Raw genomic sequence first — 13,516 nt, 5'->3', positions numbered from 1 at the left:
ACATGGCAGACAATAATATCGGACCGAAACGCCTCGTCGTCGGTGCCCATTACGGCTTGCGCGACTGGCTGGCGCAACGCGTTACCGCCATCGTCATGGTGGCCTATGTGGCCATCCTGCTTATTTCTTTCCTGACCGGCAGCAACTTCAGCTATGAAGGCTGGGCTGGTCTGTTCGCACAGCAGTGGTTTAAATTGTTCAGCCTGGTGACCTTCGTCGCCCTGTTCTACCACGCATGGGTCGGCGTACGCGACATCTGGATGGACTACGTGAAAAGCGCTGGCCTCCGTCTGACCCTGCAAATTGCCACCATGCTGTGGTTGATCGCTTGTGCCGGCTGGACGGTACAGATACTCTGGAGTGTGTAATCGTGGCAGCATATAAATCTGCAATCCCTACCCGCCGCTTTGATGCGGTTATCGTTGGCGCCGGCGGTTCCGGCATGCGCGCGTCGTTGCAGCTGGCTGAAGCCGGCCTGAACGTCGCTGTTCTGTCGAAAGTTTTCCCGACCCGCTCGCACACCGTTGCGGCGCAGGGCGGTATCGGCGCGTCGCTCGGCAACATGGCCGAAGACAACTGGTTCTGGCACATGTTCGACACCGTCAAGGGTGGCGACTATCTGGGCGACCAGGATGCCATCGAATTCATGTGCCGCGAAGCACCGAAGGTCGTGTACGAACTGGAACACTTCGGCATGCCGTTCGACCGCAACCCTGACGGCACCATCTATCAGCGTCCATTCGGCGGCCACACGGCCCACTTCGGCGAAAAGCCGGTGCAGCGCGCTTGCGCGGCAGCCGACCGTACCGGTCACGCCCTGTTGCACACGCTGTACCAGCGCAACGTGCGTGCGCGTACGCACTTCTTCGTCGAATGGATGGCACTCGACCTGATCCGTGACGCCGAAGGCGACGTGATCGGTGTGGTCGCGCTGGAAATGGAAACCGGCGAATGCATGATCCTGGAAGCAAAAACGACGGTCATGGCAACGGGCGGCGCAGGCCGCATCTTCGCCGCGTCGACGAATGCGTTCATTAATACCGGCGACGGCATGGGCATGGCGGCACGCGCCGGCCTGCCGCTGCAAGACATGGAATTCTGGCAGTTCCACCCGACCGGCGTGGCCGGCGCGGGCGTATTGATCACCGAAGGCGTGCGCGGCGAAGGCGGCATCCTGATCAATAGCGAAGGCGAACGCTTCATGGAGCGCTATGCGCCGACCCTGAAGGATCTGGCGCCGCGCGACTTCGTCTCGCGTTCGATGGACCAGGAAATCAAGGAAGGCCGCGGCTGCGGCCCGAACAAGGACCACGTGATGCTGGACCTGCGCCATATCGGCGCCGACACCATCGCCAAGCGCCTGCCGTCGATCCTGGAAATCGGCCACAAGTTCGCCAACGTCGACGCCACCAAGGAACCGATTCCTGTCGTGCCGACGATTCACTACCAGATGGGCGGCATTCCGACGAACATCCACGGCCAGGTCGTCACCCCGACCGGTCCGGATAATTCGGCCAAGGTTGTCAACGGCCTGTACGCGATCGGCGAATGCGCCTGCGTTTCCGTGCACGGCGCCAACCGCCTGGGCACGAACTCGCTGCTCGACCTCGTGGTCTTCGGCCGCGCGGCCGGCAACCACATCGTCAACAGCGGCCTGAAAGCCAAGGAAAACAAGCCTTTGCCAGCCGACGCCGCCGATTTCGCCATGGGCCGCTTGCAGCGCCTGGAAAATTCGACCGGCACGGAAACGGTGCAGGGCGTGGCGAACGACATCCGCGCAACGATGCAGAAGTACTGCGGCGTGTTCCGTACCGACGAGATGCTGAACAAGGGCGTCGAAGAAATCATGAAGCTCGACGAGCGCCGCAAGCACGTCTCCTTCAAGGATAAATCGATGGTCTTCAACACGGCCCGCGTGGAAGCACTGGAGCTGGACAACCTGATCGAAACGGCGAAAGCGACCATCGTTTCGGCGGCAGCGCGCAAGGAATCGCGCGGCGCCCACGCCCAGGACGACCACCCGACCCGCGACGACGACAACTGGATGAAGCACACGCTGTGGTATTCGGAAGGCAACCGACTGGAATACAAGCCAGTCGTGACCAAGCCTTTGACGGTTGATACCTTCAAACCGAAACCACGTACTTTCTAAGGCTATACCATGGCACGCACTCTCAAATTCAAAATCTACCGCTACGATCCTGACCAGGATGCCAAGCCTTACATGCAAGACCTGACGGTCGAGCTGAAAGACACCGACAAGATGCTGCTCGACGCACTGCAGCGCATCAAGTCTGACGTCGATGACTCGCTGGCCCTGCGCCGCTCGTGCCGCGAAGGCGTGTGCGGTTCGGACGCAATGAACATCAACGGCAAGAACGGTCTGGCATGCACGACCAACCTGAACGAACTGTCGGAGCCTATCGTGCTGCGTCCGTTGCCAGGTTTGCCGGTCATCCGCGACCTGATCGTCGACATGACGCAATTTTTCAAGCAGTACGATTCGATCAAGCCTTTCCTGATCAACGATTCGATCCCGCCTGAAAAAGAGCGCCTGCAATCGCCGGAACAGCGCGAAGAACTCGATGGCCTGTACGAGTGCATCCTGTGCGCATGCTGCTCCACGTCGTGCCCGTCGTTCTGGTGGAATCCGGACAAATTCGTCGGCCCGGCCGGCCTGCTGCAAGCCTACCGCTTCATCGCCGATTCGCGCGACGAAGCCACCGGTGCGCGTCTGGACAACCTGGAAGACCCGTACCGCCTGTTCCGCTGCCATTCGATCATGAACTGCGTCGACGTCTGCCCGAAAGGGTTGAACCCGAACAAGGCGATCGGCAAGATCAAGGAATTGATGGTCCGCCGCGCGATCTGATCCTCCTGATCGCATCCGCCGGGCGCCGTTTGCGGGAAGAGGGTATCCTCTCTTGCCTGCAGGCGGCGCCTGCAAAGCAGCACCGTGCCGCAAGGCACACGTAAAGTGGTAAACCAAATGACAGAATCAATTTTGTCCTCGCATCAGGCCGACCCGGCCAACCGCGCCCGCCTGCGCTGGCGTTCACGCCGTGGCCTGCTGGAAAACGACATTATCCTGACCCGTTTTCTCGATGCGTATGAAACCGAATTGACCGATGAAGAAGTTGACGCGCTGACGCGTTTGCTGGATTTATCGGACAATGCGTTAATGGATCTGGTACTGGCCCGTAAAGAGCCGGAAGGCGAAGTCGATCTGCCGCATGTGCGCGCACTGCTGCAACGACTGCGCATTGCCTAGACGCCTGGGCGATATATTGCAAACGGTGCGAGTGGCGCGCTGTAGCACTGCCGAGTGCGGTGCGAATTGCAGCCAGAATTTTTGATTTTAATTTCGACTCACTCCCGAGAAGGAAGAGCCCATGAATATCTCTGACACAAAAGCTACCCTGTCGTTCTCCGATGGCAGCCCATCGCTTGAATTTCCAATCTACAAAGGCACGGTTGGCCCGGACGTCATCGACATCCGCAAACTGTACGCCGGTAGCGGCAAGTTCACCTACGACCCAGGCTTTATGTCGACGGCCGCCTGCAACTCGTCGATCACCTACATCGACGGCGACAAGGGCGAGCTGCTGTACCGTGGTTACCCGATCGAACAGTTGGCCGTCAACGCCGACTTCATGGAATCGTGCTACCTGCTGCTGAACGGCGAACTGCCAAACGCTGCGCAGAAAGCCAAGTTCGTCGACACCGTCACCAAGCACACGATGGTGCACGAACAGATGCAATTCTTCTTCCGTGGCTTCCGCCGCGACGCGCATCCGATGTCGGTCCTGGTGGGCACCGTCGGCGCGCTGGCATCGTTCTACCATGACTCGCTGGACATCAACGACCCGCGTCACCGCGAAGTGTCGGCCATCCGCCTGATCGCCAAGATGCCAACCCTGGTCGCCATGACTTACAAGTACTCGGTCGGCCAGCCGTTCGTGTACCCACGCAACGACCTGTCGTACAGCGCCAACTTCATGCACATGATGTTCGCCAACCCGTGCGAAGAGTACAAGGTCAACGACGTGCTGGTGCGCGCCCTGGACCGCATCCTGATCCTGCACGCGGACCACGAGCAAAACGCATCGACATCGACCGTCCGTCTGGCCGGTTCGTCGGGCGCCAACCCGTTCGCCTGTATCGCTGCCGGTATCGCCTGCCTGTGGGGCCCTGCCCACGGCGGCGCCAACGAAGCGGCACTGAACATGCTGAAAGAAATCGGCACCGTCGAGAACATCCCTGCCTTCATCGCGCAAGTCAAGGACAAGAACTCCGGCGTCAAGCTGATGGGCTTTGGCCACCGCGTGTACAAGAACTTCGACCCACGCGCCAAGCTGATGCGTGAAACCTGCTACGAAGTGCTGCAAGAACTGGGTCTGCAAGACGATCCGCTGTTCAAGCTGGCGATGGAACTGGAAAAGATTGCACTGAACGACGAATACTTCGTGTCGCGCAAACTGTACCCGAACGTCGACTTCTACTCGGGCATCGTGCAATCGGCGCTGGGCATCCCTGTGTCGCTGTTCACCGGTATCTTCGCCATGGCCCGTACGATCGGCTGGATCGCCCAGTGGAACGAAATGATCGCCGACCCAGAGCAAAAAATCGGCCGTCCGCGCCAGCTGTTCGTCGGTTCGACCACGCGTGAAGTACTGCCACTGGACAAGCGTTAATCCAGAGCGGTATCTAGCAAACAAAAAAACGGGCTTCGGCCCGTTTTTTTATGCCGGGCTGTTATGCTCGGACCCTGGTTCAACAGGAAACACAACGCGATGAATGAAGAAACCTGCGCCCCCAGCGGCGTGGCCCTCGGCGATACGGCCTTCGGCTATACCTTGTCGCTGATCGGTGGCAAGTACAAGATGCTGATCCTGTATGCGCTGGCGGCCAACAAGGTGCTGCGGCATAACGAGCTCAAACGCCATCTCGGCGGCATCGCCTTCAAGACACTCAGCGTCGTATTGAAGGAGCTGGAAGCCGATGCGCTGATCGTGCGCAAGGAATACCCGCAAGTGCCGCCCAAGGTGGAATACTCGCTGTCAAGCAAGGGCGCCTCGCTGATCCCCGTGTTGCATACCTTGTGCGAGTGGGGCGAGCGGCACCAGCCAGTTTGATCCGGATACGCATGGCAACTCGCTTTTCTATAATCGAGTAGCTTACTTTTTGTATGGTATGAGTAGTAAATGTGCGTACTTGTATAAAGTACTCAGCATGGTTATGCTGTTTTTGCCTCTGGCGGTGCAATGAAGCGCTGCGGGGCAGGGTACCGGCTCGCTTGCTTTTCTCAGAATGCGAGGCCGGTGCATCCGTCCATTTTCAGGAAAAACAGCATGTTGAAAACCCTTGTTATCGTCTTCCATCCCTCCATCGACACGTCGGTGGCCAACAAGCGCTGGCTGCAGGAGCTGGCGCAGTATCCCGACCGCTACACCATCCACGACGTGCACCAGGCTTATCCTGATGGAAATATCGACGTGGCGCGCGAGCAGGCGCTGGTGGAGGCGCACGCCAATGTGGTCTTGCAGTTCCCCGTGTACTGGTTCAACTGCCCGCCCTTGCTCAAGCAGTGGCTCGACGAGGTGCTGGCGTATGGCTGGGCTTACGGCACGGGCGGCGATGCCTTCAAGGGGAGAAAAGTGGCGCTGGCCGTCACGGCAGGCATCCACCAGGAAGACTTCACGCCGCAAGGAAAGTGGCACGTCACCCTGGCGCAGCTGCTGGCACCGTTCGATGTGACCCTGGCGTATATCGGCGCAGACAACCGCCGCTTCTTTGCCTTCTATGGCGCGGAAGACGGGCCGAAGGAGCCGGACTATGCCGGGCGGCTGGCACGCAGTGCGCAAGAGTATGAGCGCTTCCTGGCCGCGCTGTAAGGCGGCGGGGTCAGCCTCAATGCAATGCCGCTCGCCGCTGGCGGCGATGGTGTGCGCTAACTGCGCCGCATCGGAACGGTTTCCAGGGTGCGGGCGCCGCGTACAAATATATTGTTCTTTATGTATTGAATGCTCTCCCGCCTTTCGGCCAGGCGCGGCAAATAGGGTAGATTGCGATATTAGTTGCATGGATCGGATGAATCAAGGGGGTATCACCGCATGGACCGTATCACCGCCGCACAAGTATTCGTCGCCATCGCCGAGCGGGGCAGCATGGTGGCCGCCAGCGAGACGCTCGACATGTCGCGCGCCATGGTGACGCGCTACCTGGCCGAAATGGAGCAGTGGGCTGGGGCGCGCCTGTTGCATCGCACCACGCGCCGTCTGAGCCTGACGGATGCGGGCGAAACCACCCTGGCGCGCTGCCGCCAGATGCTGGAAGTGGCCGGCGCCATGGCCGTCACCTCGCCCGAGGGTCTCGATACGCCGCACGGTTTGCTGCGCATCACCTGTTCGCAATCGCTGGCGCAGACGGCGCTCGCTGGCGCAGTAACCGCTTACCTGCGGCGCTACCCGCGCGCCGCCGTCGACCTGCAGATGGAGAATCGCGCCGTCAACCTGGTGGAGCAGCGCATCGACCTGGCGATCCGCATCACGAACGCGCTCGAGCCGAACCTGATCGCGCGCCAGCTGGCCAGCTGCGCCTCGGTGGTGTGCGCCGCACCATCGTACCTGGCGGCGCACGGCACGCCGCGCCGGGCGCAAGACCTGGCCCTGCACAACTGCCTGACCTATACGTATTTTGGCAAGAGCCTGTGGCAATTTACGCACGACGGGGAAGCGCTCACTGTTCCCGTCAGCGGCCGCCTGTCGGCGAATGAGTCGCTGGTCCTGCTGGTGGCCACGGTGGCGGGGGCGGGCATCGCCATGCAGCCGCGTTTTTCCGCCGCGCCGCTGATCGCCAGCGGGCAGCTGGTGGAGCTGCTGCCCGCGTACCAGCCGCAGGACATGGGCATCTATGGCGTCTACACCTCGCGCCAGCACATGTCGCCCCTGCTGCGCACCATGCTCGACTTCCTGGTGCAGTGGTTTGCCGGCGATCCCGAGTGGCTGGCCGCCATCGCGGCGCCGCCTTCGCCGGGCAGACCAGTTGGCCGCAAGCGGCAGGCCGGCAGGGCCGCCGATGTGCTGTAAGTGCAACAGTGACAGGCTTGCAAGCCTGGGAAAATCAACAACACAGCTTACATTTGCTTGCCAAATAAAATTCAACTTGCCGTTGTTGCGTTACAATACCGCGTGCTATTCTAAATGACGGTATGCAGAATGCTGGTGCAATAAAAAAGCCCTTCCCCACAACTTGATGTGCAATCCGCTAACCGGTCAGGCCGTGTCGCGGAAGGTTAGATTAACCCGCTAATTCCTCGCGAAGCGCGAAGAAAGGTGAGCAATATATGCAGCAATTAACGACCAACTCCTACCTGTTCGGTGGGAATGCTCCGTACGTGGAAGACCTGTACGAGGCATATTTGAACAACCCAGGCTCGGTCCCCGATAACTGGCGTTCCTACTTCGACGCAATGCAGCACGTGCCTGCCGTCGATGGCACCAACAAGCCTGACGTGGCGCATGCCTCCGTCGTCGCCTCGTTCGCCGAGCGCGCAAAAGCAGGTCCGATCCGCACAGTGACCGCTTCCTTCGATGTTGAAATGGGCCGCAAGCGCGTCGCCGCCACGCAGCTGATCGCTGCTTACCGCTACCTCGGTTCCCACTGGGCCAACCTGGATCCGCTGCAACGCCAGGAACGTCCGATGATCCCTGAGCTCGAGCCGAGCTTCTACGGTTTCACCGACGCTGACATGGACACCGTGTTCAACATCAGCAATACCTATTTTGGCCCCGAGACCGCCACCCTGCGCGATCTGCTCAATTATCTGCGCGATACCTACACGCGTTCGATCGGCGCCGAATTCATGTACATCTCCGACCCGGCCGAAAAGCGCTGGCTGCAAGAGAAACTGGAATCGATCCGCTCCACCCCGAATTTCACCCCAGAGAAAAAAATCCACATCCTCGACCGCCTGACCGCGGCTGAAGGCCTGGAACGCTATCTGCACACCCGCTACGTGGGCCAGAAACGCTTCTCCCTGGAAGGCGGCGAAACCTTCATCGCCTCGATGGATGAAACCATCCAGCGCGCCGGCGAAAAAGGCGTGCAGGAAATCGTCATCGGCATGGCCCACCGCGGCCGCCTGAACGTGCTGGTCAACACCCTGGGCAAGGCGCCGCAGGAACTGTTCGAAGAATTCGAAGGCAAGCATGGCGACGACCTGCCTGCCGGCGACGTGAAATACCATCAAGGCTTCTCGTCGGACATCTCCACCGCAGGCGGCCCGGTCCACCTGTCGCTGGCGTTCAACCCGTCGCACCTGGAAATCGTCAACCCTGTGGTCGAAGGTTCCGTCAAGGCCCGCATGGATCGCCGCGGCGACGCGCAGGGCGCGCAAGTGCTGCCTATCCTCGTGCACGGCGATGCCGCTTTCGCCGGCCAGGGCGTGGTCATGGAAACGCTGAATCTGGCGCAAACCCGTGGCTACCATACCGGCGGCACGGTGCATATCGTGATCAACAACCAGATCGGTTTCACCACCTCGGATCCGCGCGATGCCCGCTCGACCCTGTACTGCTCGGACGTCGTCAAGATGATCGAAGCACCTGTCCTGCACATCAACGCCGATGATCCGGAAGCCGTGGTGCTGGCGACGCAGATCGCGCTCGACTACCGCATGGAATTCAAGAAGGACATCGTCCTCGACATCATCTGCTACCGCAAGCTTGGCCACAACGAGCAAGATACGCCGGCACTGACGCAGCCACTGATGTACAAGAAGATCGGCCAGCATCCAGGCACCCGCAAGTTGTACGCGGACAAGCTGGTAGCGCAAGGCGTGATCCCTGCCGATGGCGGCGACAAGATGGTGGCCGCATTCCGCGACGCCATGGACGCCGGCAAGCATACCGTCGATCCAGTCATCTCGAACTTCAAGAACAAGTACGCCGTCGACTGGCTGCCGTTCCTGAACAAGAAATGGACCGATTCGGCCGACACCGCCGTGCCGATGACGGAACTGAAGCGCCTGGCTACCCGCATCACCACCGTGCCGGAAGACTTCAAGGTCCACTCGCTGGTTGAAAAAGTACTGGGCGACCGCGGCACCATGGGCCGTGGCGAAATGAACCTGGACTGGGGCATGGGCGAACACCTGGCCTACGCTTCGCTGGTATCGTCCGGCTACGCCATCCGCCTGACCGGTCAGGATGCCGGCCGCGGCACCTTCGTGCACCGCCACGCTGTCTTGCATGATCAAAACCGCGAGCGTTGGGATGCAGGTACCTACATTCCGCTGCAAAACGTGTCGGACAACCAGGCGCCGTTCACCGTCATCGACTCGGTGCTGTCCGAAGAAGCCGTACTGGCCTTCGAATACGGCTACTCGACCGCTGAACCGAACACGCTGACGATCTGGGAAGCCCAGTTCGGCGACTTCGCCAACGGCGCGCAAGTGGTGATCGACCAATTCATCAGCTCCGGCGAAGTGAAGTGGGGCCGCGCTTCGGGCCTGGTCATGATGCTGCCGCACGGTTACGAAGGCCAGGGTCCTGAGCACTCGTCCGCGCGTCCTGAGCGTTTCCTGCAGCTGTGCGCAGACAACAACATGCAAGTGGTGCAGCCGACGACGGCTTCGCAGATCTTCCATTTGCTGCGCCGCCAGATGGTGCGCCAGTTCCGCAAGCCGCTGGTCATCCTGACGCCGAAGTCGCTGTTGCGCAACAAGGATGCCGGTTCGCCGCTGACCGACCTGGCCAAGGGCGGTTTCCAGACCGTCATCGGCGAAGTCGACGACAAAATCGACGCCAAGAAAGTCAAGCGCGTGGTCGCCTGCTCGGGCAAGGTCTATTACGACCTGGTCAACGCACGCAAGACCCGTGGCCAGACCGACACGGCCATCGTGCGCCTGGAACAGCTGTATCCGTTCCCGCACAAGTCGTTCGCTGCTGAACTGAAGAAGTTCCCGAACCTGGTCGAAGTCGTCTGGGCACAGGACGAGCCGCAAAACCAGGGCGCCTGGTTCCAGATCCAGCACAACATCTTCGAAGGCCTGGAATCGGGGCAACGTCTGGCCTACGCCGGCCGTCCTGCTTCGGCGTCGCCTGCTGTCGGTTACTATGACAAGCACTACGCCCAGCAAAAAGATCTGCTGGAAACGGCATTCTCGAAGCTGAAGGGTTTTATCCTGACCAAGTAAGTGGCAGGATAAGGGGCGCCATGCACATGCATGGCGCCTGCTTGCATACATCATGACGGAGCGCCGCCCTTGCTACGCAGGGGCGGCGCCGCAATAACAAAATAAACGGAGTTTTACATGGCACAAATCGAAGTCAAAGTTCCCCAGTTGTCGGAATCGGTAGCAGAAGCGACCTTGCTCGCATGGCACAAGAAAGTCGGCGAAGCAGTTGCGCGCGACGAAAACATGATCGATATCGAAACCGACAAAGTCGTGCTGGAACTGCCTGCGCCTGCCGCTGGCGTGATCGTGCAGATCATCAAGGATAACGGCGCCACCGTCGTCGCCGGCGAAGTCATCGCCATCATCGACACCGACGGCTCGGCCAAGGTCAGCCCGATGGAAGTGTCGGCCGTGCCTGCTCCAGCCCTGGCTGCCGCCGCACAAGACGCCGCTACCGCATCCGCACCAGCCGCCGCGACCAAAGGCGATGTCGCCATGCCTGCCGCCGCCAAGATCCTGTCCGAAAAAGGCCTGTCCGCTGGCGACGTCGCCGGTTCGGGCAAAGACGGCCGCGTGACCAAGGGCGACGCCCTGGCCGCTTCCGCCAAGCCAGCTGTCGCGCCGCTGGCGCCAGCCGCTGCCAAGCCAGCGCTGCAACAAGTTGCCACGCCGTCGGCCGCCAACCTGGGCGACCGTCCGGAAGAGCGCGTGCCGATGAGCCGCCTGCGCGCACGTATCGCCGAGCGCCTGCTGCAATCGCAATCGACGAACGCCATCCTGACCACGTTCAATGAAGTGAACATGCAGCCGGTCATCGACCTGCGCAACAAGTACAAGGACAAGTTCGAGAAAGAGCACGGCGTCAAGCTGGGCTTCATGTCCTTCTTCGTCAAGGCCGCCGTCGCCGCCCTGAAAAAGTACCCGATCATCAACGCCTCCGTTGACGGCAACGACATCGTCTACCACGGCTACTTCGACATCGGTATCGCTGTCGGTTCGCCACGCGGCCTGGTCGTGCCTATCATCCGCAACGCGGACCAGCTGTCGATCGCCGACATCGAGAAAAAAATCGGTGAATTCGGCGCGAAAGCCAAGGAAGGCAAGCTGACCCTGGACGACCTGACGGGCGGCACGTTCTCGATCTCGAACGGCGGTACCTTCGGCTCCATGCTGTCGACCCCGATCATCAACCCGCCACAATCGGCTATCCTGGGCGTGCATGCGACCAAGGACCGCGCCGTTGTCGAAAACGGCCAGATCGTGGTACGTCCGATGAACTACCTGGCCATGTCCTACGACCACCGCATCATCGACGGCCGCGAAGCCGTCCTGGGCCTGGTGGCGATGAAAGAAGCGCTGGAAGATCCTGCACGCCTGCTGCTGGACCTGTAAGCACCGTAGTCCCCCGGCGTAGCCGCCGGGGCAATGTAGCTGATACCCCTTGCCAGAAGACGCAGCTGGCTGATCTCAATGAAAGAGGATTCCTATGAACATCTCTGAAGAAATCAAGCGTCTGCATGAGTTGCACCTGGCGGGCGCCCTGAGCGACGCGGAATTCGCGCAAGCGAAAGCCAAGCTCCTGAGCAATATCAACCTGGACAAGCCGGACAGCACGTCCGGCGCCGGCGCCGATGCGGCTGCCGGCCCGGCGAATGACCTGGTGCAGGAATTCAACCGCCTGCGCCGTTCGCGCAACGACCGCTGGCTCGGCGGCGTCTGCGGCGGCCTGGGACGCGCTTCCGGCATGGAAGCGTGGATCTGGCGCCTCGTCTTCGTCCTGTTTACATTGACCTTCGGCTTCGGCGTGGTGATTTACCTTCTATTGTGGATTTTCGTACCAGACGAAGAGATTGGAATAACAAAACATGAGTACTAAACAATTTGACGTAGTTGTCATCGGTGCGGGCCCTGGCGGCTACATCGCCGCCATCCGCGCAGCGCAGCTGGGCTTTTCCGTCGCTTGCGTCGACGAGTGGTCGAACGCCAAGGGCGGCGCCGCTCCTGGCGGTACCTGCACCAACGTCGGCTGCATCCCGTCGAAAGCGCTGCTGCAATCGTCCGAGCATTTCGAACACGCGGGCCACAGCTTCGCCGAGCACGGCATCGACGTCGCCGGCCTGAAGCTGAACCTGGGCCAGATGCTCAAGCGCAAAGACACGGTCGTCAAGCAAAACAACGACGGCATCCTGTACCTGTTCAAGAAGAACAAGATCGCCTTCTTCCACGGCCGCGCCGCTTTCGCCGCTGCCGCCGCCGGCACGTATGACATCAGCGTGACGGGCGAAGCCAACGAAACCCTGACGGCCAAGCACGTGGTCATCGCCACGGGTTCGAACGCGCGCGAACTGCCGGGCGCACCATTCGACGAGAAACTGATCCTGTCGAACACGGGCGCACTGGCCATCGACGCCGTACCAGCCAAGCTGGGCGTCATCGGTGCCGGCGTGATCGGTCTGGAAATGGGCAGCGTCTGGCGCCGCCTGGGTTCCGACGTCACCGTGCTGGAAGGCCTGCCGGTCTTCCTGGGCGCCGTCGACGAGCAGATCGCCAAGGAAGCGTCGAAGCTGTTCACCAAGCAAGGCTTGAAGATCAACCTCGGTTGCAAGATCGGTGCGATCACGCCAGGCAAGAAAGACGTCACCGTGGAATTCGTGGACGCCAAGGGCGAAGCGCAAAAAGCCGTGTTCGACAAGCTGATCATCTCGATCGGCCGTACGCCGAACACCAACGGCCTGGGTGCCGACAAAGTCGGCCTGCAGCTGGACGAGCGCGGCTTCATCGCCGTCGACGGCGACTGCAAGACCAACCTGCCGAACGTCTGGGCGGTGGGCGACGTCGTGCGCGGCCCGATGCTGGCGCACAAGGCCGAAGAAGAAGGCGTTGCCGTGGCCGAGCGTATCGCCGGCCAGCATGGCCACACCAACTTCAACACGATTCCGTGGGTGATCTACACCTCGCCGGAAATCGCGTGGGTCGGCAAGACCGAGCAAACCCTGAGGGCGGAAGGCATCGCCTACAAGGCCGGCACCTTCCCGTTCATGGCCAACGGCCGTGCGCGCGCGCTGGGCGACACCTCGGGCATGGTGAAATTCCTGGCCGATGCGACCACCGATGAAATCCTCGGCGTGCACATCGTCGGCCCGATGGCGTCCGAACTGATTTCCGAAGCCGTCGTGGCGATGGAATTCAAGGCTTCGGCCGAAGACATCGCGCGCATCTGCCACGCTCACCCATCCCTGTCGGAAGCGACCAAGGAAGCGGCACTGGCGGTTGACAAGCGCACGTTGAACTTTTAATTGTAGTTAGTCCTGCAGGGGCGCTCGCGGATTTTTTCCG

At 60.8% G+C, this 13,516-nt stretch carries 12 protein-coding genes; all 12 read left to right on the top strand.

What is annotated here, in order from left to right; genetic code table 11:
* The first annotated feature begins 2 nt into the window (after nucleotides 1–2).
* The 12 genes from sdhD to lpdA all read left to right on the top strand — a co-directional run bounded on the left by sdhD (nucleotide 3) and on the right by lpdA (nucleotide 13,476).
* Nucleotides 3–368: a succinate dehydrogenase, hydrophobic membrane anchor protein gene (sdhD, locus tag AC4BCN_RS21905; RefSeq protein WP_034752078.1), complete on the top strand. Its 366-nt coding sequence runs from the start codon at nucleotides 3–5 to the stop codon at nucleotides 366–368.
* A 2-nt stretch (nucleotides 369–370) separates the two neighbouring features.
* Nucleotides 371–2,152, top strand: a complete 1,782-nt coding sequence (gene sdhA, locus AC4BCN_RS21900) for a succinate dehydrogenase flavoprotein subunit (RefSeq protein WP_046685730.1) — start codon at nucleotides 371–373, stop codon at nucleotides 2,150–2,152.
* A gap of 9 nt (nucleotides 2,153–2,161) precedes the next feature.
* Nucleotides 2,162–2,872, top strand: a complete 711-nt coding sequence (locus AC4BCN_RS21895) for a succinate dehydrogenase iron-sulfur subunit (RefSeq protein ID WP_034789099.1) — start codon at nucleotides 2,162–2,164, stop codon at nucleotides 2,870–2,872.
* A gap of 117 nt (nucleotides 2,873–2,989) precedes the next feature.
* A complete protein-coding gene (locus AC4BCN_RS21890) occupies nucleotides 2,990–3,271 on the top strand; it encodes an FAD assembly factor SdhE (RefSeq protein ID WP_034752073.1) in 282 nt (93 codons plus the stop codon).
* Between the two features lie 121 nt (nucleotides 3,272–3,392).
* On the top strand, nucleotides 3,393–4,694 hold the full coding sequence (gene gltA / locus AC4BCN_RS21885; RefSeq protein WP_034752071.1) for a citrate synthase: 1,302 nt from the start codon (nucleotides 3,393–3,395) through the stop codon (nucleotides 4,692–4,694).
* 99 nt (nucleotides 4,695–4,793) lie between these two features.
* Nucleotides 4,794–5,135: a winged helix-turn-helix transcriptional regulator gene (locus AC4BCN_RS21880; RefSeq protein WP_490491760.1), complete on the top strand. Its 342-nt coding sequence runs from the start codon at nucleotides 4,794–4,796 to the stop codon at nucleotides 5,133–5,135.
* Nucleotides 5,136–5,351: 216 nt separating this feature from the next.
* Nucleotides 5,352–5,894: an NAD(P)H-dependent oxidoreductase gene (locus tag AC4BCN_RS21875; protein WP_490491759.1), complete on the top strand. Its 543-nt coding sequence runs from the start codon at nucleotides 5,352–5,354 to the stop codon at nucleotides 5,892–5,894.
* Between the two features lie 219 nt (nucleotides 5,895–6,113).
* Entirely contained in the window at nucleotides 6,114–7,088 is a 975-nt protein-coding gene (locus AC4BCN_RS21870) for a LysR family transcriptional regulator (protein ID WP_128142392.1), read from the top strand.
* Nucleotides 7,089–7,345: 257 nt separating this feature from the next.
* Nucleotides 7,346–10,198 carry a 2-oxoglutarate dehydrogenase E1 component gene (locus AC4BCN_RS21865; protein WP_128142393.1) on the top strand — a complete coding sequence of 951 codons (2,853 nt, stop codon included), beginning with the start codon at nucleotides 7,346–7,348 and terminating at the stop codon, nucleotides 10,196–10,198.
* Between the two features lie 117 nt (nucleotides 10,199–10,315).
* Nucleotides 10,316–11,572 carry a 2-oxoglutarate dehydrogenase complex dihydrolipoyllysine-residue succinyltransferase gene (gene odhB / locus AC4BCN_RS21860; protein WP_490491758.1) on the top strand — a complete coding sequence of 419 codons (1,257 nt, stop codon included), beginning with the start codon at nucleotides 10,316–10,318 and terminating at the stop codon, nucleotides 11,570–11,572.
* Nucleotides 11,573–11,666: 94 nt separating this feature from the next.
* Complete coding sequence (locus tag AC4BCN_RS21855) at nucleotides 11,667–12,056, top strand: PspC domain-containing protein (protein ID WP_046685723.1); 390 nt, start codon at nucleotides 11,667–11,669, stop codon at nucleotides 12,054–12,056.
* Complete coding sequence (gene lpdA / locus AC4BCN_RS21850; protein WP_490491757.1) at nucleotides 12,046–13,476, top strand: dihydrolipoyl dehydrogenase; 1,431 nt, start codon at nucleotides 12,046–12,048, stop codon at nucleotides 13,474–13,476. The genes AC4BCN_RS21855 and lpdA overlap by 11 nt, the downstream gene beginning before the upstream one ends.
* Nucleotides 13,477–13,516 lie beyond the last annotated feature (40 nt).

Source organism: Janthinobacterium sp. Bl 1 (genome assembly GCF_058215535.1).
This window is presented reverse-complemented; position numbering and strand designations above follow the sequence as displayed.

Bases quoted from the DNA above. Each gene is read 5' to 3' on its own strand.
- sdhD (WP_034752078.1), top strand. From the start codon at position 3: ATGGCAGACAATAATATCGGACCGAAACGCCTCGTCGTCGGTGCCCAT.
- AC4BCN_RS21895 (WP_034789099.1), top strand. From the start codon at position 2,162: ATGGCACGCACTCTCAAATTCAAAATCTACCGCTACGATCCTGACCAG.
- AC4BCN_RS21890 (WP_034752073.1), top strand. From the start codon at position 2,990: ATGACAGAATCAATTTTGTCCTCGCATCAGGCCGACCCGGCCAACCGC.
- gltA (WP_034752071.1), top strand. From the start codon at position 3,393: ATGAATATCTCTGACACAAAAGCTACCCTGTCGTTCTCCGATGGCAGC.
- AC4BCN_RS21880 (WP_490491760.1), top strand. From the start codon at position 4,794: ATGAATGAAGAAACCTGCGCCCCCAGCGGCGTGGCCCTCGGCGATACG.
- AC4BCN_RS21875 (WP_490491759.1), top strand. From the start codon at position 5,352: ATGTTGAAAACCCTTGTTATCGTCTTCCATCCCTCCATCGACACGTCG.
- AC4BCN_RS21870 (WP_128142392.1), top strand. From the start codon at position 6,114: ATGGACCGTATCACCGCCGCACAAGTATTCGTCGCCATCGCCGAGCGG.
- AC4BCN_RS21865 (WP_128142393.1), top strand. From the start codon at position 7,346: ATGCAGCAATTAACGACCAACTCCTACCTGTTCGGTGGGAATGCTCCG.
- odhB (WP_490491758.1), top strand. From the start codon at position 10,316: ATGGCACAAATCGAAGTCAAAGTTCCCCAGTTGTCGGAATCGGTAGCA.
- AC4BCN_RS21855 (WP_046685723.1), top strand. From the start codon at position 11,667: ATGAACATCTCTGAAGAAATCAAGCGTCTGCATGAGTTGCACCTGGCG.
- lpdA (WP_490491757.1), top strand. From the start codon at position 12,046: ATGAGTACTAAACAATTTGACGTAGTTGTCATCGGTGCGGGCCCTGGC.